The sequence below is a fragment of the Streptomyces sp. cmx-4-9 genome, assembly GCF_046548835.1.
GTDB lineage: Bacteria > Actinomycetota > Actinomycetes > Streptomycetales > Streptomycetaceae > Streptomyces.
Window position 1 is genome coordinate 241,438 of the sequence record NZ_JAEBEE010000011.1, and the last position, 19,108, is coordinate 260,545.

Below are 19,108 nucleotides of genomic sequence, written 5' to 3' on the forward strand. Positions count from 1 at the left end.
CCACCCCGGCCCGCGACCCCGCGGGGCCAGAGCGGAAAAAGAAGTGGCCCGGCCGCGGGGCAGCAGCGGCCGTATACTCGTGGGCCGATGAACGATCTCCCGCGAGACCCCGTCGTAGGCGACTGGTCGCCACCGGACGGTTCCTGGGCGTCCTCAGCCGCGAACCGCCGCAGCATGCTGGGGAACCGCAGCCGGGACACCACCCCGGAGCGGGCGCTGCGCTCCCTCGTGCATGCCGCAGGGCTCCGCTACCGGGTGGCGGCCAAGCCGCTCCCGGGAATGCGCCGTACGGCCGACCTCGTCTTCCGCCCGACCCGCGTCGCAGTCTTCGTCGACGGCTGCTTCTGGCACGGCTGCCCCGAGCACTTCGTACCGCCGAAGACGAATCCCGCCTACTGGCGGGAGAAGATCGGAAGGAACGTGCAGCGCGACAGGGACACGGATGCGCGCCTGGCGGAAGCCGGCTGGCTGGTGCTGCGGTTCTGGGAGCACGAGTCCGCCGAGGCGAGTTCCGCCGTCGTCCGCGCTGCGGTCGCGTCCCGGCGGCGCGCGCAGGCGGATTGGGCCGGACCGCAGGCGTAGCCCCGACGCCCGCCTCCCGGAGACGAGCTCATGGACCCGGGCGTGGAGCCCCGTCGTCTCGTCTACCGTATCGGTCAGCGCAGCCACGACTGCGCTGGCCCGGGTCGAACGCGGCTTGGTCCGGAAAAGCAGGGGCGGGGGCACCAACCTATGGCAGTCGAACGTACGAACCGGGACGTCGCGACACTCATCGGCCAGATCGCTGACGGGGAGATCATGCTCCCGGAGATCCAGCGCGGCTATGTCTGGCGGGCGTCCCAGGTCGCAAAGCTCGTGGAGTCGATGTACCTCGGCTACCCGGCCGGCACGCTCCTGCTGTGGAAGACGGACGAGGGCGCCGAGACCCGCGCCGCGGAGATCGGCGCAGGACAGGGGCTCCCGAGTGTCATGCCCCTGTACCTCCTCGACGGTCAGCAGCGGCTCACCTCGCTGTACCGGGTATTCAACGACCACCCCACGGCGCAGATCGTCTTCAACATCGAGACGGAGGCGTTCCAGAACCAGAGCAATGCCACGCTCAGGAGCCCGAAATGGGTCAGGGTCTACGACGTCGTCGGCCCCGGTGCCGATCCGTTTGCGCTGCAGATGCAGCTCCGCTCAGCGGGACTGTCCATCGACGGCGCGGAGATCGGGCGCCGCCTGAAGGCGCTCGAATCGATCGCTCAGCGCGACTTCCACATGGAGGTCCTCCACGGCTTCAGCTATGAGGAGGTCACCCAGATCTTCGTGCGGGTCAACAGCGGCGGCCGCCCCCTGAAGACCACCGATCTTGCGATGGCGACCCTCTCGGCCCGCTCACCGGGATTCCTCGGAGAGCTGGAGAAGGAGTCGGCACGGTGGGCTGAGCGCGGCTACCGGGCGGTCGACGTCACCTTCCTCATCAAGGCCATCACCCTCAGCCTCTCCATCTCGGGTAAGCGGACCTCTTCCGTGTCCAGGCTGACGACCGCCAGTCCGGAGTCCGTCACCGAAGGCTGGGAGCGAGTGCGCCGAGGCCTCGAGCGCGTCGTCCCCCTCCTCTCCGGGCAACTGCTCGTCCCGACCACGGCGCTCCTTTCGTCCGTCACCGCCCTCCACCCCCTCATCGTCTTCTACGGGCGTCTGCCCGAGGGCGCACCGGTGGACCCGGAGGTTGAGAAAGGCCTGCTCTACTGGTTCCTGGCCGCGAGCGGGAGCAACCGCTACGGCGGAGCGACCGACAGCGCGCTGACCCAGGACGTCAACGCACTGGACTCCGCAGAGCCCGTACGCGCGCTCCTCGCCAACCTGCGGTTGGACGAGAAGGGCTTCACGGTGACGCCCCGCGATCTCTCCGGCCGCACCATCCAGAGCCCGTACATCATGCTCTCCTACCTGGCGGCCGCCCACTCCGGTGCAGAGGACTGGTGGGCCGGCGGGCCGATCTCCATCACCGCCGAGGGCAGCGACAGGCTGCAGTACAGCACGCTGCACCCGGCCGCGCAGCTGCGCAACCACAGGAACAGGTACTCGTCCGCGGAGATCAACGAACTGGCCAACATCGTCTTCGTCTCGCAGCAGACGGCCAAGAACATGATCGGCAGCCGGTCCCCTGCCGAGTACATCAGGGAAGTGCAGAAGCACGACCTGGCAGCCCACGCCGTTCCGACCGACCCCCGGGTGCTCGAAGCCGACGGGTTCAGGGACTTCCTCGTCGCCCGCCGGACGCTGCTTGCGGAGCGGATCTCGGCGCTGCTCGACCGCTTCCGCCCGGCGTTCATCGATGCTGGCGGTGCCAGCGTCCCTCGCTCCGAAGCGCCCTCCCGCAGGTCTCTGGCGCTCACGGGGTACGCCGCGGGGAGCCGCACACTGCTGCTCGCGGAGGCACAGTCCGGCGCGAAGCACTGGACCGGGCGGATCGACACGGCTGAGTTGGACGCCGCGCTGGACGCAGCCGCCAGCGGCCTCGACAGCGACGTCACCGTGGCCGGGGAGACAGCGCCTCTGAAGGTCGACGAGGACGGTGTGACCCTGCCGGTCGGCCCGTTCAGGCTCCGCGGCACTGCGGACCAGTGGCGGGCAGCGCTCAAGGATGCCTTCTCCGACGCCCTGCCCATGGGCGACTGCCCCGAAGCAGAGTCACCGGCCTGGGCCGGGGAGGCTGAGGAGTTCCTGTTGGCCGACACCGGCTTCCAGCGGGCGTAGGCACGCCGGAGGGGAGGGAGCGCCGACGCGGCGCTCCCTCCCCTCACTGGTTCCGCCCGCCCGGCAGCAGCAGCCTGGCCGCTCCTGCCCGGAGCAGGGGGGCAAGCCGCGGGATGCCCGGCACGAGTGCGTCGGGCGGAACGTCGATCCGGCACGCTTCCCAGCGCCCGAAGGAGCCCCTGTCCTGCGGTACCTGGGCGCTGATCCACCGGGCTGGAACAGAAGAGACCGCAGCCACGGCGTGGCCGGGAGTGAGTTGTACGGCCACCAACTGCCAGGCCGGGTCGCAGCGCATCGTCTCGTACTCGTTCCGGGACAGGTAGAAGCCGGTCCGCCCACGCCGCACCGTGCTCTTCACCTCGATGTGCAGGGGGTGCTGCCTCGCGTGTACGGCGATGTCGTAGCCGAAGCCGTCGGAGTATGCGGCGACGTGTTCGACCCGGGCAAGGGCGGCCTCGGCGATGAGGCCGAGGAGGGCCAGCTCGCCGGCACGGCCGATTACGGCCCGTGCCTCCGTGTCCACTTTGCCGAAGACTGCTTTGAGCTGCCCGTACGCCTCATCCTCCGGGATGCCCAGTGCCTCAGCCGCCCGGAGGGCGTCTTGCGGGAGCTCCGCCGGGCCGCGGACCAGGACGTCTGCGTCCGGCAGCCACGCCGCGCCGCTGGAGGCGAGCGCGGCACGGAAGACGCGTTCGCCGACGGCGCCGCTGCCGCTGCCGACACCGTTCCCGAGCAGGCCGTTCTCCCCGAGCCACGCGTAAGCCGCTTCGTACTGGGTGGGGGTGAGGTCGCTGAAATCGGCATGGTTCGTGAACAGTGCGCGGCACCGTGCGGTGCTGGAGACCGGAAGCCGTTCCAGCCACCGCACGGCGGCACGCAGGACAGGACTAGGCGGAACGGGCACGGAGGTGGCCCATCAGCGCCTGCAGGTCCCGCTGGTCGAGGCCGCCGCCCACGGCGGGCTCCTCATCGAGGTCTGCGAGCTCCTGCACGGCGGGGTCGTCGAGGATGCGCCCCATGAAGAGCAGCTTGTCACTCAGCCGCTGGTCCACGACCTCGTCGATGCTCCCTTCGGAGGCCAGCACGGTGATACGGGTCTCCGTCTCCGGAGCGAGGCCGAGCCGGTGGATGCGGTCGAGGCTCTGCAGGAAGCGCCCAGCCGCGAAGTCCCGGTCGACGTACACCGCGTCGTGGCAGGCGTGGTGCAGACTGATGCCTTCGCCGAGCGTGGCCGGGTTGGACAGCAGCACCATGCAGTCCGGGTCGTTCCGGAAGCGCTCGATCTCGGCGCTGCGGTCTTCCGTGCCTCCGTGGACCAGGGCAGGACGGAATTCCTTGAGGACCCTCTCCAGGGTGTACAGGCTGCGGATGAACGTGGACCACACGAGGGTCTTGCGTCCACTGGCCGCGTTCTCCGCAACGATGGCCAGGACCTCGCGGTACTTCGGCGACATCTCGTAGCTGGGGAGGTCCCGCATGAGGTCGAAGAGCGGGCTCCCCTCAGGAACGGCCAGGGGCGGGACCCGGTACGCCAGCGGTTCGTACCGTGTGGTGCCGACCGCGAGCAGGGCAGGGCTGGTGGCCGCCATCAGCATGTAGACGATGATCTTGCCGAGGGCCTGGAAGTCGCCTTCAGCCCCGGCGGCCCGGGCCGAGAACCTGCCGACCAGCGCCTCGTACACCTCCTGGTGCAGCGGAGGCATCGGCAGCGTCCGGAGGGTCGTCTTCACTGGGGGCAGCCCCAGTTCACCCTTGGTGGTGCGGGTGAACAGCGGGCGCAGGACCCGGCTCGCCTCGGCGAGGTCGCCGCCGGCCACTGCCTGCGTCACCTTCTGGCGCCCGTGCCCGGGCCACACGAATCCCAGCAGGTTCTCGATGTCCTTGACGCCGTTCGGAGCCGGGGTGCCGGTCAGGATCAACCGGTGCCGGGCCCGCGGGCCGAGGGCGAGGCAGGAAGCGCCGTACGTCCCTTCGGCGCCGAGCTTCATCCGGTGCGCCTCGTCTAGGAGGATCATGGAAGGGCGGGCCGTGAGCCACTGGCCGAGCTCGTCCACAGAGGGGCTGAGACGCTCGTAGTTCACGATGAGCACGTCAGCCGCAGGGTCGACCTCCCGGGACAGGACCTCCATGCGCAGGGGCTCGCTGAGGCACTTCGCGTTCTCCTCCTGCCACGACTCGTAGCAGGACTTCGGACCGACCACCAGCAGCCGCTCGACACCCTTTGTACGGCGTAGCGCCTGGAACACAGCGAGGCCCACGCGCGTCTTGCCGGCGCCCGGGACGGAGAAGTTGGCCCCGTGGCGCAGCGAGAGGAGTTTGGCGATGTCCCGGCGCTGGAAGGCGGTGAGGCCAGCGGTCCAGGCGGGTCCGAGCAGTCCGTCGACCTCCTCCGGCCGTACTCCGCCGGCGCCGCCCGCCATCGGGTCTAGGCGTTCGGCTACCGTCTGAGCATCCATGGCCGAATCCGTTGCCAGGGAGGCCAGTTGGCCGTCCCATGCCACGCCCGACTGCTCAGGCCAGGTCGTCAGCGCCACGAGGTTCGTGAGCAGGTCGTCGATGTCCACGTCCACGCTCCCGGGGGAGCGCTGCACGCTGCTGCGGAAGCGCAGGGCGAGGCGGCGCAGGTCTCCCTCGTGGTCGGCGCCCGCCCGCAACCGGGCCTTCGCCACGCTGTCCCCGAAGCCGATCTCCAGGCTCGGCGTGCCCGCGGTCGCGGCCATCAGCCCTCCCGCGTGGCGTTGAGCAGCCACTCGACCCCGTCCCCGGGCGAGCTGAACGTACGGCCCGCCTGCTTGGCCAGGCGCGTAAGGCTCGCACGGAGGGTGAGGAGGGCATCGTCGAAGGAGTCCTCGTCGAGCGCGCGCTTCGACTTGGCCTCGGCGAACTCCGCCGCGCACTGGTTCACGTAGTCGGCTGCGTCCGTCAGACGCTCCGGCACCGCGATTTTGCGCTTCTGCAGTGAGGCACTCTGGCCCGCCAGCTTGACGGCGGTGTCGAAGGTGCCGCGGGCAGCCTTGATCCTTGCGGCGGCCTGCGTCACCTCGGCGGGCGTGAGCTTGTCGCCGGCCAACGACGCGGCCTTCGCCTGCAGCAGGCTGTCGGTGAGGGCCCGGGCCGTCTTCACGGCAGCAGTGGCGTCCGGGACCGCGATGCCCGGCAGGCCGGGGATGGACACGGCGGCGGATGCCTGCGCGGCAGGGCGCAGGTCGTCCGGCAGCCGCTCGTCGAGGTAGCGCGCGTGGAAGTCGGCCTCAGCGAGCCGCACCGAGGTCTTCGGGTAGTTCAGCACCACCATGGCGAGCCGGGACTCCTTCAGCTGCTCGGCGGCGTCCGGGTCCGTCTTCGCCAGCTTCGTGTAGTCGCGCTGCAGTTCGCGGAGCTTCTCCTGGTGGTCCTCGAAGTCCACCAGCCGCAGGCCGACGCCGCGGGCACGGCCCTTGCTGCGCTCGATGGCGTCGTTGACCAGCTGGTAGACCCAGCGGTCCTGGTAGAGCGTCGTCGCCTTGATGTTGAAGTCCCGTGCCACGTCCTCGACCCGGCGGCCGTTCGCCAGCTCCTCCTCGATCGCGATGAGACGGTTGATGTAGGAGTACTCGCGCCGCTTGTCCCGCCGCAGCTGCAGTGCGAGCTCGACGCTGTTGATGTCGCGCCGCGAGGTGTCCGCGGGGAGGACTCCCACGCGGATGTCCTTGATGCCGAGTTTGCGGAGGGCAGCGCAGCGGGTGTTCCCGTCGACGAGGATGCCGTCGGGGCTGATGATCCCGGGCTCCTTCTGCCCGAAGTCGTCCAGCTCGTCCTGCAGCGCGGTGAAGTCGGGGTCGGTCTGGTGCGGGTTGGAGGGGCTGCGGCTCAGGAGGTGGCCGAGGTAGTCCTGGGCGGCCTCGCTCCAGGGCTGCTCCTCGAGTTCCCGGTTCCGCTCAGGGTCCAGAGTGCGCTGCGCACGGATGCGGTGGGTGTCGGGGTTGAAGTAGAGGAGGTCCACGGGCATGGAGATGACGCTCAGGTGCTTCTGCTCACCGCGCCACTCGACCGTGATCTTGGCGCCGTTGTCGGCCATGGCCTGCCGGAGCCGCTCCTCGACCATGGACCGGATCCGCTCACCCTCGGGCGGGACACCGAACTTCACAGCCATAGCCAGAACCTCTCCTAGGCGACAATCGCACTCACTGCTCAGGAATAATGGCAGGAACTGCTGACAACCGGACTGGTGATCACCCAGACTCGGACATCTGAAGAACCGACGAACGGAGCAGAGGTGACCCTCCCCGCCTGGAACGACCCGGAACTCAAGGGTGGAACCATGATCAGGGGCGCGCTGTGGCTCCTCCAGGAAGTCGGCGAAGGCAACACCTTCACCAAGGAGCAGCTCCGAGACGCATTCCCCGGCATCGCCCAGGCCGACCGCCGCCTGCGCGACCTCCGGGACTTCAAGTGGGTCATCCTCACGAACACCGAAGACGCCTCGCTCCTGGCTGAGGACCAGCGGTTCGTGGAGGCGGGGGTACCGGTCTGGGACCGGGCCGCCCGGCGGGCGGCGGCCCCGCAGAAGTCGGTATCGGCCAAGCAGGCCCAGGCCGTGCTCGCCCGGGACCACTACATGTGCACGGTGTGCGGGATCGGGGGTGCGGAGCCGTACCCCGACGACTCGAACCAGACAGCCGTCCTGTCGGTCAGCCGCCGTCCCACGGTGCTCCTGGACGGCCGCGAGGAGACGCTGCTCGTTACGGAGTGCAAGCGGTGCCGTGCCGGGGGTGACGGAGGTGCGGCGCGGGCCGACGAGGTCGCCGCGGAGATCAGGAGTCTGGACCCCGCCGACCAGCGGCGGCTGGTGCGCTGGGCGGAGCGCGGTCGCCGTGGCTCGACCCCGATCGAACGGGCGTGGAACGCCTACCGCCGCCTCCCCGGGGACGCCCGGGAGGAGGTCCGCGCGGCGCTGGACCGCTGACCAGCGCCGGAACCGCCGCTGGGGTTACCGGTCTCCAAGGTGATCCTGTCAGTCGTGCCGCGTAGACTGCACACCCTTGTCCGGCTTGCAGTGGCGAATCACCGCTGCTCTGCCGCCACCTGCGACTATGGTGCTGCTGCGGAGCCTGTGCTACCGGATGCCTGTGTCTACTCAGGCGGTGGCAGCAGCACCGCCGGTTCTGCGCTGGAGAGCCTGGCGTGCCTGGAGGGAGATCGCTATGCCGGCCATCGAGCCTGGACAGCAGCTTGAGGTCGTCGAGATCTGCGCGGGCGCGGGCGGCCAGTCCCTGGGACTGGAGCGGGCGGGGTTCCGCCACCGCCTTGCCATCGAACTCGACGGCCAGGCCGCCGAGACCCTGCGCCGCAACCTCGTCGAGTTCCTCGGGTACACCGAAGAGGAGGCGCAGGAGTCCGTCAGGGTCGGCGACGTCGCCGACCCCTCTGTCTGGAACCCGGCCCTCGATGCGGCGAAGCTCGACCTCCTCGCCGGCGGGGTGCCCTGCCCTCCTTTCAGCATCGCCGGGAAGCAGCTGGGGACGGGTGACGAGCGCGACCTGTTCGCCTGGGCGATCGAGCTCTGCGGCAAGGTGCAGCCGAAGGCGCTGCTCCTGGAGAACGTGCGCGGACTCAGCGCCAACCGCTTCGCGGGCTACCGCCAGCACGTGCTCGACCGGCTCAAAGAGCACGGCTACATCGCCGAGTGGCAGCTCCTCCAGGCGGATGACTTCGGCGTCTCCCAACTGCGTCCGCGCTTCGTCCTGGTAGCCCTCCAGAAGGAGTTCGCCCCGTACTTCGCGTGGCCGGAACGCCGCCCGGGCACAGCCAAGCCGGTGGGCGAGCTCCTTGTGGACCTCATGGAGCAGAACGGTTGGAAAGGCGCCCGGGAATGGGCCGACTCAGCCGGCGGAATCGCGCCGACCATCGTCGGAGGGTCGAAGAAGCACGGCGGTGCCGACCTCGGTCCCACGCGCGCCAAGCGCGCATGGGCAGAGAAGGGTGTGGATGCGATGGGCGTCGCCGATGACGCGCCTCCTGCCGGCGGGCCCCCCGTCATCGACGGCCGTCCGCGTCCGAAGCTGACCACGGCCATGGTCGCCCGGATCCAGGGCTGGCACGATGCGGACGCCGAGGGCGACGGCGGCGAAGACGACTTCCGCTGGAGGTTCCACGGGCGCAAGACCAGCGTGTACCGGCAGATCGGGAACGCCTTCCCGCCGCCCGTCGCCAAGGCGCTCGGCGTCTCGATCAGGAACGCGCTGAACAAGGTCGGTGAGCCCCGTGATCTCGTTGAGACGGCCGATGCCGTTACCGATCCGGTGTACAAGCTGCTGCGCAGCAGTACGCGGGCACTGTCGGTCGACCAGATCATCGCCAAGCTGGAGGCATCGGGCACGGCAATCGACCAGCCGGGGGTCGAGCGGCACCTCAACCACTTGAAGCACGACTTCGAGATGACGGCGGTGACCCGTTCCAACGGCGTCGTCGCGTACAGCATCGGTGAGTTCAAGGCGTTCGTGGGCCAGGACGACCACCAGCGCCACGACCTCTTCAGCCAGCACCGCTCCAGGATCAGCTGACCGCGCAGGGCACGGCCCTGCGCGGTCGCACGATCACGCGTCGAGGGCGGCGACCAGCTCGGCCTGCTCCGCCTCGGGCAGCGCGGACTTCCTGATGGCCTTGACCACGAGGGCCCGAACCTGGTCGGGGTCGAGGTCGGCGGACACCAGCACGTAGCACCCGGAGCCTTCGCGCTTCACCGGCTTGATGCGGAGCCCGAGTTCACGCAGCTCGCGTATGCGGCGCTCGGTGTGGATGTCGTCGGCGTTGACAGCGCGCAGCACTGCCGTCTCCACCGGCCTGCCCATGTGCTCGTGGAGGAGCCCGAACAGGTCCTGGTTGGCGGGACTGTCGTACGGGACGGCGAGGAACCTCTGCGGGACGCGGCCGCCGAACCGCTCCTGCAGTGTGTCGCTGACGCGCGAGCGCAGCTCGGCGAATGCGGGACGGGACGGCGGCAGGGTGGAGCGGAGGAGCTCCTGCATCGAGCGGGCCAGGTCCTTCTTCGCCGCCAGGTAGGCGCCGAACACCGCCTCGGCGGACTCGTCGGCATCGCCGAGCAAGGCGGCCAACTGGCCTACCGAAAACTGGGTGTTGGGCTTGAGACGTGCCCAGGCGGCATGAGCTTCTTCGTTCTCCATGGCTCCTCTTCGGCGCTCTGCCAGGCAGCAGGGCAGGTCGGTGGTGCGGGAGTGCTGCACGGGGTCCTCTCCTGCAGCGGACCGGACAGTGCCCGGGTCACTCGGCGGCGGACCGGTTCGCTTCGGCCTGCTGCGCGGCAAGGCTGCGGAGGACCGCGTGGTCGGACTGCGGCAGGTCCTTCAGGAGCCCGACGAACCAGGACGCGATCCAAGAAGAATCACGGTAGACCCAGTCCCCCGGCTTGAACACGGTCGCCGGCTCCCACGGGCCGGGCGGGGCTGCGGATCCCCGGACAGCGGCTGCAAGGTCCACCGCGGGCTCGGCGGGGGAGGGCTCGCGCCGCCCCAACTGCGCAGTGACACCGATCAGCCACCACTGGAACGTGCGGAAGGGCGGCGCCGCCGACTCCAGCGCGGTCCGTACGCCGGCGGTGGTGAGGCCGACGGACCGGGAGGCGGCGCGGGCGAGCCCTGGAGGGGGCGCCGAATGCGCGGCGTTCCGCACGGTGACCGGGTCTGCCTCGTCGGCGGGCAGGCTCTCCTGCTCCGTCGACACCCGCTCGATCTCCTCGTACGTGGTCTCATCCAGACCGGTGTGGAGGTACTGCTTTATGCCCGCGTAGAACAGCGAAGGGGTCTCGATGCGGAGCTCGGCGCCGGCCCGTGCCCGGACCTCCTCGAAGAGCCTCGGCCAAGGGCGCTGGGTGCCTCCCGCCCCTTTCCTGGTCTCGTACCAGTCCTCCTTCGTGTCATTGGAGACGAAGAGGATGCGGCGGGATCCGGCAGGGAGGGTCTTGGCGAACTCGACCAGCTCCTCCCACAGGAGGAAGTCGCCCGCAGCCTTCATGGGGGTGTCCTTGCCGAAGTCCCGGTAGCCCGGAGGGATCTCGTTGGGGAACCGGAAGCCGACGGCCTCCTCGATCCGTGCCCGCAGCACGGCGTCACCGGGCTGGGCGCCGATGCGGTCGCCGTACATCTCGGCGACACGGAGGAGGACGGTGTCGTCGGCCTCTGCCAGGTCGGCCGGAAGGCCGTGCTGCGACTTCAGGGCGTCGAGGTGGCCCTTCATGGCGGCGCGGTACTCCTGGAGCAAGGCGTTGACAGCCGAGTCGCTGATGAGCGCGTCCAGTTGTCCGACCGCATCGGCTGCCGACCCGTACTTCGTGAGCTGCCTGGTCACCACGGTGCGCGCTGCCAGGACCGACCGCACGGCCTGCATCAGGTGCTGGTTGACCTCCTTCGCAGCTTCGGAGAGCGCGGCCTTGCGCGATTCCAGCGTGCTCCGCCTCCCCCGAACGAACTCCAGGCCCACCTGGTGCGGCATCCATAGGCGTTCCGCAACGGATTCCAGCGCCGTGAACACGTCCGTGCGCGCCGACTCCGTGTACTCGTAGAGGCTGAGCAGAATGTTCGTGTCGAGGACGACGAGCCCGTCGGTGAAGAACGGTGCCCGTGCGGCGTCCTGCGCCGAAGGCGCCGGCTGGAGCCAGGACTTGAACCGCTGGATCAGAACGGGTTCGCTCGCGTCCATTTGCTCTCCTTGCAGTCGGCCGCCCTCTGTCATGACGATCATGCTGTCATGGGAATCGGAGCCGCCGGAAATAAATCGGTGCCGTTCCGTGCCCGGCAGGGTTACAGTTCTGCTCGTTCCCGGGAAGCGGCCGTGCGCCGTGCCAGCCGGGGCACACGCCGGTTCGTTGAGCAGGACACAGGAGGTGAGGACATTGATGACTGTCGCGGTGACGGGCGCTGCCCGCATTCAGGAGTTCATCCTCGCTTCCACCTCTGCGGTCTCCGGCTGACACCCCTTTCCTTCCACGCGCCCAGCGCGTTGCCGGGGCCGCCCTTCGAAGGGCCTCCCTTGTCCAACGCTCATCCCGATCCGTCCACCGCTTCTGAAACCCAGCACACCCTCACCGCTTTCGGCTGGGACGACGCCTGGCAGGCCGCGTTCCTCCCGTACGCCGAGCAGGGGCTCCTGCCCGGCCGGGTGGTCCGGGTCGACCGCGGCCAGTGCGACCTGATGACCGCGGACGGCATCGTCCGCGCCGACACCGCCTTCGTCACCCCGCACGACCCGCTCCGGGTCATCTGCACCGGTGACTGGGCCGCCGTCGAGGCGGCCGGCAGCCCGCGGTACGTCAAGGCGTACCTGCCGCGCCGGACCGCCTTCGTACGGTCCACCTCCTCGCAGCGGTCCGAGGGGCAGATCCTCGCCGCCAACGTCGACCACGCGATCATCGCCGTGTCCCTCGCCGTCGAACTGGACCTGGGCCGCATCGAGCGGTTCCTGGCCCTGGCGTGGGAGTCGGGGGCGCAGCCGCTGGTCGTGCTGACCAAGGCGGACCTGGTGGCCGATCCGGCCACCCTCGCGCACCTCGTCCAGGACGTGGAGGCCGCTGCCCCCGGCGTGCAGGTCCTCACCGTCTCCTCCCTCAGCGGCGAGGGCACGGACGTCCTCGCGGCCGTGGTCGCCGACGGCACCAGCGTGCTGCTCGGGATCTCCGGTGCGGGCAAGTCCACCCTGGCCAACGCGCTGCTCGGGGCCGAGGTCATGGCGGTCCAGGAGGCCCGCGAGGTCGACGGCAAGGGCCGCCACACGACGACCACCCGCAACCTCCTCGCCCTGCCGGGCGGCGGCGTCCTCATCGACACGCCCGGGCTGCGGGGCGTGGGCCTGTGGGACGCCGAGACCGGCGTGGGCCAGGTCTTCTCGGAGATCGAGGACTACGCCGCGCAGTGCCGCTTCCACGACTGCGCGCACGAGGCGGAGCCGGGCTGCGCGGTGCTGGCCGCCCTGGACTCCGGGGAGCTCGCGGAGCGGCGCCTGGAGAGCTACCGCAAGCTGCTGCGGGAGAACCAGCGCATCGTGGCGAAGACCGACGCGAGGGTCCGGGCGGAGATCCGCCGGGACTGGCGGCTGAAGTCCGCGGAAGGCCGCGCCAACTACGCGGCGAAGCGCACCGGCCGGGCCTGACCCGGGCGCGCGGGCCCCGGCCACCACCCGGCCGGGCCCCGCTCCCGGCCGGGCCCGTTCCCGGCCGGGCCCGTTCCCGGTCGGGGCCCCGTTCCCGGCCGGGCCCCGTTCCCGGCAGGGCCCCGTTCCCGGCCGGGCCCCGTTCCCGGCAGGGCCCCGCTCCGTACCGGCCGCTCCGTGCCGGCTGCTCCGTACGGGCCCGCCCGGAACCGCCGTTCCGGGGGGACCTACGCGTCGACGCCCTGCCCCTCGCCCTGCAGGTTCAGCTGCCAGGAGACCCCGAAGCGGTCGTTCACCCAGCCGAACCTGGCGCTGAAGCCGTACGAGCCCAGCGGCATCAGCTCCTCGCCCCGGTCGGCGAGCGCCGCGTAGAGGCGTTCCAGCTCCTCGTCGGTGTCGCACTCGACGAACAGCGACACCGCCGGGGTGAAGCCGAACGCGTGCTGGACGTAACTGTCGATGCAGGTGAACCGCTGGCCGGCGAGCGCGAACGTGGCGCGCACGACCTTGCCCTCCTCGCCGGGGCCGTCCGCCCCGTACCGGGTGATGTCGACGACCTCGGAGTCCTCGAACAGCGAGGTGTAGAAGTCCAGGGCCTCCTCCGCCCGGCCCTCGAACATCAGGAACGTGGTGATCTTCTGCGGCATCGAGGCCATGGCGCGCCGTCCTCCGGGTGCTGGGTGAGCCCTTCGGCACCGAGGCTAGGACAGGCCTGTGACACCGGCCCCCCGAAACGCCCTCCCGGGCCGCCTACACCCCGGCCAGCACCGCCCCCACCCACGCGCCCAGCACCAGCAGGCACGCGAACAGCTCCACCAGCACGCTCGTGCCCACCGTCCGCATCACCGCGCGCATCGACGCCCAGGCCTCGCCATGCGCGCCGAGCCGGAGCCGTTCGTGCAGGTAGACGCCGCCCACGAAGCCGGGGACCGCGCCCAGGACCGGGACCACGACAAAGCCCAGCACCGCGCCGGCAGCCGCGTACGCCGCCATCCGCGGGGTGGCCCCGGCCCCGCGCAGCTTCCGCGGCGGCAGCTGCCACGTCACCACCTGCACCACCAGCAGCAGGGCCGTCGCGGCGACCAGCAGGGTCCAGGCGGGCGTGGACCGCTCGTGCAGCGCCCACCACAGCAGCCCCGCCCACACCAGCCAGGTGCCCGGAACACCCGGGACCATCACCCCCAGCACCCCGAGCAGCAGCACCAGCCCCACCAGGAACAGCTGAGGCCCGTCCATCTGCTCAGCGTGACGGACCGGGGCCTACCGGGCCACCCAGCCCCGCTCGTACGCGTGCCACCCCAGCTGCAGCCGGGTCGTCACCCCCGACAGCTCCATCAGGCCTTTCACCCGCCGCTGCACCGTCCGCAGACCCAGATCCAGGTGCTTCGCCACGCTGGCGTCGGTCATCCCCGCCAGCAGCAGGGACAGGATCTCCAGGTCCGTGGCGTCCGGGCTGCCGCCCGACTCCTCCGCCGAACCGGTCGACCCCAGGCGCAACGGCAGAGCCTCCCGCCACACCGCCTCGAACAGCCCCGTCAGGGACTCCAGCAGCCCCGAGGCGTGCACCACCAGCGCGGCCGGCTCCGCGCCGCGCGCCGTCAGCGGGACCATCGCCAGGCTCCGGTCCGCGATCACCAGCTTCGTCGGGACCTGCCCGGTCACCCGGACCCGCTCGCCGCGCGCCAGGGCCGTCGACACCTCCCGGATCCCGCGCGGCAGGGCCAGGACCTCCCGCTCGATCACCACCCGGTACGCCACGCCCCGTACGGAGGCCCGGTCCTCGGCCTCGTTGTCGGTGCCCGTCACCACCTGCGGCCGGCCGGTGACCAGCGCACACACCTCCTCCGCCGCCCCCAGCTGGAGCTGGTGGAAGCGGTGCGCCACCGCGCTCGCTCCCTGGACCACCTCCACCAGGTCGTGGACCGCGGGCTCCGCCGCCTCCGCCCGGTACTCCTCCGCCAGCAGCACCGCCGCCAGCTCCGCCTGCTCCAATTCGTGCCGCTGCTGCGTGAGCAGCGCGCCGAGGGCCACCCCCGGCGGCGCGGCCACCCAGCGGCCCGGCCGGGCCGAGGACTGCGCGGCGAGGCCGTGGCGCTCCAGGTGCCGCAGCGCCCGTTCCGTCTGCGGCACCGGCAGCGCCAGCCGGTGGGCGAGGTCCGGCACCTCCGCCGCGCCCAGCGCCACCAGCGCGCGGTACGCGCCCTCCTGACCCTCGTCCAGGCCTATCGCACCCAGCAACCCGTCCACCCCCGCACTCAGCATTCCGCTTGCCGCCCCGTGGCGGGAAGCGGCCACGGCGCAAACCCGCCGCGGACATCATCGCCGCACCCCCCGCCACTCTGCCAAGGTCATGCCACCGCAGCACCACATCCGCCGGCCACATGCAGTGTGAGCGGCGGCTTTGCCGCGCACCACAGCAGTTGGCCGGAATTCACCTGGGGAGAGCGATGCGCCCGATATCGCGTACGGCACTCGGCGCGGCCACCGCGGCCGTCCTTGCCGTCACGGCCGTGGGCCCGTCCACGGCGCAGCCGAGTGCCGGAGGGCCGGAGGGCAGACCCGTCGTCGGGAGCGGGGCCGCCGCACGGCAGCCCGCCGCCCCCGTCACCGTCACCCTGGTCACGGGGGACCGGATCCTGGTCTCCACGGACGCGGCCGGCCGCACCGCCGCCACCGCCATGCCGCGCAAGGACGGCTCGCAGCCGCTCGTACAGACCCGCCAGTCGGGCAAGGACCTGTACGTCTACCCCGAGAGCGCCGTCCAGGCGCTCGCCGCGGGCCGGGTCGACCAGGAGCTCTTCAACGTCACCGGCCTCATCCGGCAGGGCTACGACGACGCGCACGCCGCGAAGCTCCCGCTGATCGCGGTCTACGACGGCTCCGTGAACGTGGCCCGCAGCGCCCCGCCCGCACCGCGCGGAGCCGAACGCTCCCTCGTGCTGGACTCCATCGGCGGGGTGGCCCTCGCAGCCGACAAGGAGCAGGCCGCCACCTTCTGGGCCGACGTCACCGGTACCGACGCCCGTGCCCGCTCCGCCTCCGGCGCCCTGAGGAAACTGTGGCTGGACGGCAAGGTCCAGGCGAACCTGGAGCGTTCCACGAGGCAGGTGAACGCCCACGCCGCCTGGGCCGCCGGATACGACGGCGCGGGCACGAAGGTCGCCGTCCTGGACACCGGGACCGACCTGGAGCACCCCGACCTCAAGGGCCGCGTCACCGCGTCGAAGAACTTCACCGACTCGGACACCGACGCGGACCGGCAGGGCCACGGCACCCACACCATCTCCACCGTCGGCGGTTCCGGGGCCGAGAGCGGCGGAGCGAAGAAGGGCGTCGCGCCCGGCGCCGCACTGCTCAGCGGCAAAGTCCTGAACGACCAGGGCTACGGCCTCGATTCGTGGATCATCGCCGGTATGGAGTGGGCCGCGGAGAGCAAGGCCGACGTGGTCTCCATGAGCCTCGGCGACCCCACCCGGACCGCATGCGACGACCCGCTGGCCGCGGCCGCCGAACGGCTCTCGCAGCAGGGGCCGCTCTTCGTGGTCGCCGCCGGCAACTCCGGTCCTGGCAACAACACGGTGTCCTCTCCCGGTTGCGCCGCCGACGTGCTGACGGTGGGCGCCGTCGACCGCGACGACAGCACCGCCTCCTTCTCCAGCCGCGGCCCGGCCGGGCTCCGGCACACCCTGAAGCCCGAGATCGCCGCGCCCGGCGTCGGGATCTCCGCCGCCGCGGCCGGCGGCCGCGGGGTCTACGCGTACCAGTCCATGTCGGGGACCTCCATGGCCGCCCCGCACGTCGCGGGGGCCGCCGCCGTCGTCAAGCAGCGCCATCCCGACTGGAGTGGACAGCAGATCAAGGCGGCCCTCGTGGGCTCCGCGAACACCCGCGTCCCCGGGGACGTCCGGGAGACGGGCGCCGGCCGCCTCGACGTGAAGGCCGCCGTCGACGCCACCGTCACCGGCGCCCCGGCCGTGCAGGGCGGCAGCCACAACTGGCCGCAGGACCGCAGCGACCGCACCACCGTCGAGGTCCCGTACACCAACACCGGCACGGGCCCCGTCACCCTGGACCTCGCCGTCGAGAAGGTCACCGGGAACGACGGCTCCGCCGTCCGCAGTCCGATCGCCCGCCTGGGCCGGCGCACGGTGACCGTCCCGGCCGGCGCCACCGTCAGGGTGCCGCTCGCCCTGGACCCGGCCGCGAAGCTGGAGCGCTCCCAGTACGGCGATGTCACCGGCCGCGTCGTCGCCACCGCGCACGGCGTGCGCGTCTCCACCCCGTTCGCCCTGTACGTCGAGCCGCAGACGGTGACCCTGCGCGTCAAACTCGTCGACCGCGCGGGCAAGCCGGCCGCCGGCCCCTCCTCGCTGGACGTCATCGGCACCGACGACGCCACCGGCGAACGCCGCTTCAACGAGGGATCGGTGGACCAGGTCTACCGGGTCCGGCCGGGCGCCTACTTCCTCTCCGCGTTCGTCGGCACCCCGGACTCCGGGGCGGGCGCCGAGCTGATCGACTCCCTCACCTACCTCGGCCGGCCCCAGGTCGAGGTGAGGAAGGACACGACCGTCGTCCTGGACGCCCGCACGGCCGGCCGCCTGGAGATCGCGGCCGACCGGCCGGTCGAGGCCCGCAGCACCACCCTCGGCTTCGCCCGCAGCTGGGACGACGTCTGGCTGCACGCGGGCACCGCCATGGGCGGCCGGACCATCCGCGGCTACTACGCCTCGGTCGAAGGCCGGGCCCGTGACGGCGCGTTCGAGTTCGGCAGCTACTGGCGGGCCGGGGCGCCGGTCCTGTCCGAGCTGAAGGTGGCCGGCGGCCCCGCGCTGCACCCGCTGACCTCGTCCACGGGCAGCGACAACCTCGACGGGACCGGCGGCGCACCGCTGGTCGACGCGGGCACGGGCACCCCCGGGGAGCTGGCCGCGGCCGGCGCCAAGGGGGCGATCGCCCTGGTCAAGACCACCGACGGGGCGCTGTACGAGGCAGCCCGGGACGCCGCGGCGGCCGGCGCGGTCGCCGTACTCGCGCACCGCGACGCCCCCGGCCGCTGGGTGGCCGGCACCGGCTTCGCCGCGGCCCCCGTACCCGTCCTCGCCCTCCCGGCGGACGAGGGCAGGGCCCTGCTCGCCCGGCTCACCGCCGGCCCCGTGTCGCTGACCTGGAAGGGCACCGCGAAGAGCCCCTACCTCTACTCCCTGGCCTTCCCCGAGACCGGCGAGGTCAAGAAGGGCCACACCTACCGGGTCCGCGACCGCGGCCTCGGCCGGGTGGACGCCACCTACCACTCCATGGGCGTCGCCGCCGACTTCGTCGACCTCGCCGGGGCGTACCGGCCCATCGGCAGCGCCGTCGCCTTCGGCTCCGTCGAGACGGTCGCCGCCCCCGGCAAGCGGACCGAGTTCTACTCCGCCGGGGACACCGCCTGGGACCAGATGCTCTCCAGCAGCTTCCCGTGGGGCGAGTTCATGACGGGCGGGCAACGCACGTACGCCGAGGGCCGCACGACCACGGCCGCCTGGTACGACGGCGTCACCGGCCCGGTCGCACCGCGCGACGGCGCGGGCCGTGAGCAGCTGGCCGCCGAGCGGCAGGGCAACCTGATCGGCTTCGCCGCCGCGATGTGGGGCGACAGCAGCCACTTCGCGCAGCCGGGCTCCTTCGGCGACATCGGCAACGTGGTACTGGAGCGGGACGGCGAGCTCGTCGGCGAGAGCCCCTACCCGTTCGGGGTCTTCGAGGTCCCGGCCGCCGAGGGGCGGTACGAACTCACCCAGACCACCGAGAAGATCGGGCCGCCGGCCCGTACCTGGCAGCGCTCCACCGGGGTCCGTACGACCTGGGGCTTCACCTCGAAGCAGGACGCCGCCGTGTACTCCCAGGGACTGCCGCTCCTCTTCCCGAGGTACACCGCCCCGCTGGACGGCCTGAAGACGGTGGCCGCCGCCGACGGGCAGGTCATCGGGCTCGCGGCCACCGGGCACGCGGGCTACACGCCCGGGGTGCTCGCGTCGGCGAAGCTGTCGTACTCCTACGACGGCGAGCACTGGACGCAGGCGAAGGTCAGCCGGAACGGCGGCGCGTGGAGTGCCGTCGTCGACCACGCCGGGATGTCCGGCAAGCCGGTCACGCTGAAGGTCGAACTGACCGATGCGAACGGCGCCAAGGTCACCCAGACGGTCGCGCGGGCGTACGACGTCCGCTAGACCGTCCGGGT

The 19,108-nt window shown here is 71.5% G+C and carries 14 protein-coding genes; 6 read left to right on the plus strand and 8 right to left on the minus strand.

Going from position 1 to position 19,108, the window contains the following annotated elements:
- The first annotated feature begins 87 nt into the window (after positions 1-87).
- Positions 88-582 carry a very short patch repair endonuclease gene (locus tag ACLJTM_RS31320; protein ID WP_411107151.1) on the plus strand — a complete coding sequence of 165 codons (495 nt, stop codon included), beginning with the start codon at positions 88-90 and terminating at the stop codon, positions 580-582.
- A 150-nt stretch (positions 583-732) separates the two neighbouring features.
- Positions 733-2,745 (plus strand): DUF262 domain-containing protein, encoded by a 2,013-nt coding sequence (locus tag ACLJTM_RS31325; RefSeq protein WP_411107152.1) that lies wholly within the window; start codon positions 733-735, stop codon positions 2,743-2,745.
- A 43-nt stretch (positions 2,746-2,788) separates the two neighbouring features.
- On the opposite strand, the gene ACLJTM_RS31330 is transcribed toward ACLJTM_RS31325, so the two are convergent.
- The 3 genes from ACLJTM_RS31330 to ACLJTM_RS31340 are packed head-to-tail and all read right to left on the minus strand — an operon-like array spanning position 2,789 to position 6,877.
- The gene (locus ACLJTM_RS31330) at positions 2,789-3,613 is read right to left on the minus strand and encodes a DUF3883 domain-containing protein (protein ID WP_411107153.1); all 825 of its coding nucleotides are present in this window, start codon (positions 3,611-3,613) and stop codon (positions 2,789-2,791) included.
- 19 nt (positions 3,614-3,632) lie between these two features.
- Positions 3,633-5,465, minus strand: a complete 1,833-nt coding sequence (locus tag ACLJTM_RS31335; RefSeq protein ID WP_411107154.1) for a DEAD/DEAH box helicase — start codon at positions 5,463-5,465, stop codon at positions 3,633-3,635.
- The gene (locus ACLJTM_RS31340) at positions 5,465-6,877 is read right to left on the minus strand and encodes a transposase (protein WP_411107155.1); all 1,413 of its coding nucleotides are present in this window, start codon (positions 6,875-6,877) and stop codon (positions 5,465-5,467) included. Before ACLJTM_RS31340 ends, ACLJTM_RS31335 begins: the two co-directional genes overlap by 1 nt.
- 123 nt (positions 6,878-7,000) lie before the next feature.
- Between ACLJTM_RS31340 and ACLJTM_RS31345 the strand changes: the two genes are divergently transcribed.
- On the plus strand, positions 7,001-7,690 hold the full coding sequence (locus ACLJTM_RS31345; RefSeq protein ID WP_411107156.1) for a hypothetical protein: 690 nt from the start codon (positions 7,001-7,003) through the stop codon (positions 7,688-7,690).
- 238 nt (positions 7,691-7,928) lie between these two features.
- On the plus strand, positions 7,929-9,287 hold the full coding sequence (locus ACLJTM_RS31350; protein WP_411107157.1) for a DNA cytosine methyltransferase: 1,359 nt from the start codon (positions 7,929-7,931) through the stop codon (positions 9,285-9,287).
- Between the two features lie 33 nt (positions 9,288-9,320).
- On the opposite strand, the gene ACLJTM_RS31355 is transcribed toward ACLJTM_RS31350, so the two are convergent.
- Both ACLJTM_RS31355 and ACLJTM_RS31360 read right to left on the minus strand, forming a co-directional pair.
- A complete protein-coding gene (locus ACLJTM_RS31355; RefSeq protein WP_411107158.1) occupies positions 9,321-9,908 on the minus strand; it encodes a hypothetical protein in 588 nt (195 codons plus the stop codon).
- A 97-nt stretch (positions 9,909-10,005) separates the two neighbouring features.
- Entirely contained in the window at positions 10,006-11,439 is a 1,434-nt protein-coding gene (locus ACLJTM_RS31360; RefSeq protein ID WP_411107159.1) for a PIN-like domain-containing protein, read from the minus strand.
- A gap of 330 nt (positions 11,440-11,769) precedes the next feature.
- Here ACLJTM_RS31360 and rsgA point away from each other — a divergent pair, with 330 nt between their 5' ends.
- Positions 11,770-12,885 (plus strand): ribosome small subunit-dependent GTPase A, encoded by a 1,116-nt coding sequence (gene rsgA / locus ACLJTM_RS31365; protein WP_411107160.1) that lies wholly within the window; start codon positions 11,770-11,772, stop codon positions 12,883-12,885.
- Between the two features lie 227 nt (positions 12,886-13,112).
- Here the strand turns inward: rsgA and ACLJTM_RS31370 are convergent, their stop codons facing one another.
- From ACLJTM_RS31370 to ACLJTM_RS31380, 3 genes are all read right to left on the minus strand, one after another.
- Complete coding sequence (locus tag ACLJTM_RS31370; RefSeq protein WP_411107162.1) at positions 13,113-13,541, minus strand: VOC family protein; 429 nt, start codon at positions 13,539-13,541, stop codon at positions 13,113-13,115.
- 94 nt (positions 13,542-13,635) lie between these two features.
- Positions 13,636-14,121, minus strand: a complete 486-nt coding sequence (locus ACLJTM_RS31375) for a DUF456 domain-containing protein (protein WP_411107163.1) — start codon at positions 14,119-14,121, stop codon at positions 13,636-13,638.
- Between the two features lie 24 nt (positions 14,122-14,145).
- Entirely contained in the window at positions 14,146-15,123 is a 978-nt protein-coding gene (locus tag ACLJTM_RS31380) for a helix-turn-helix domain-containing protein (RefSeq protein ID WP_411107225.1), read from the minus strand.
- Between the two features lie 209 nt (positions 15,124-15,332).
- Here ACLJTM_RS31380 and ACLJTM_RS31385 point away from each other — a divergent pair, with 209 nt between their 5' ends.
- On the plus strand, positions 15,333-19,097 hold the full coding sequence (locus ACLJTM_RS31385) for a S8 family peptidase (protein ID WP_411107164.1): 3,765 nt from the start codon (positions 15,333-15,335) through the stop codon (positions 19,095-19,097).
- Positions 19,098-19,108 lie beyond the last annotated feature (11 nt).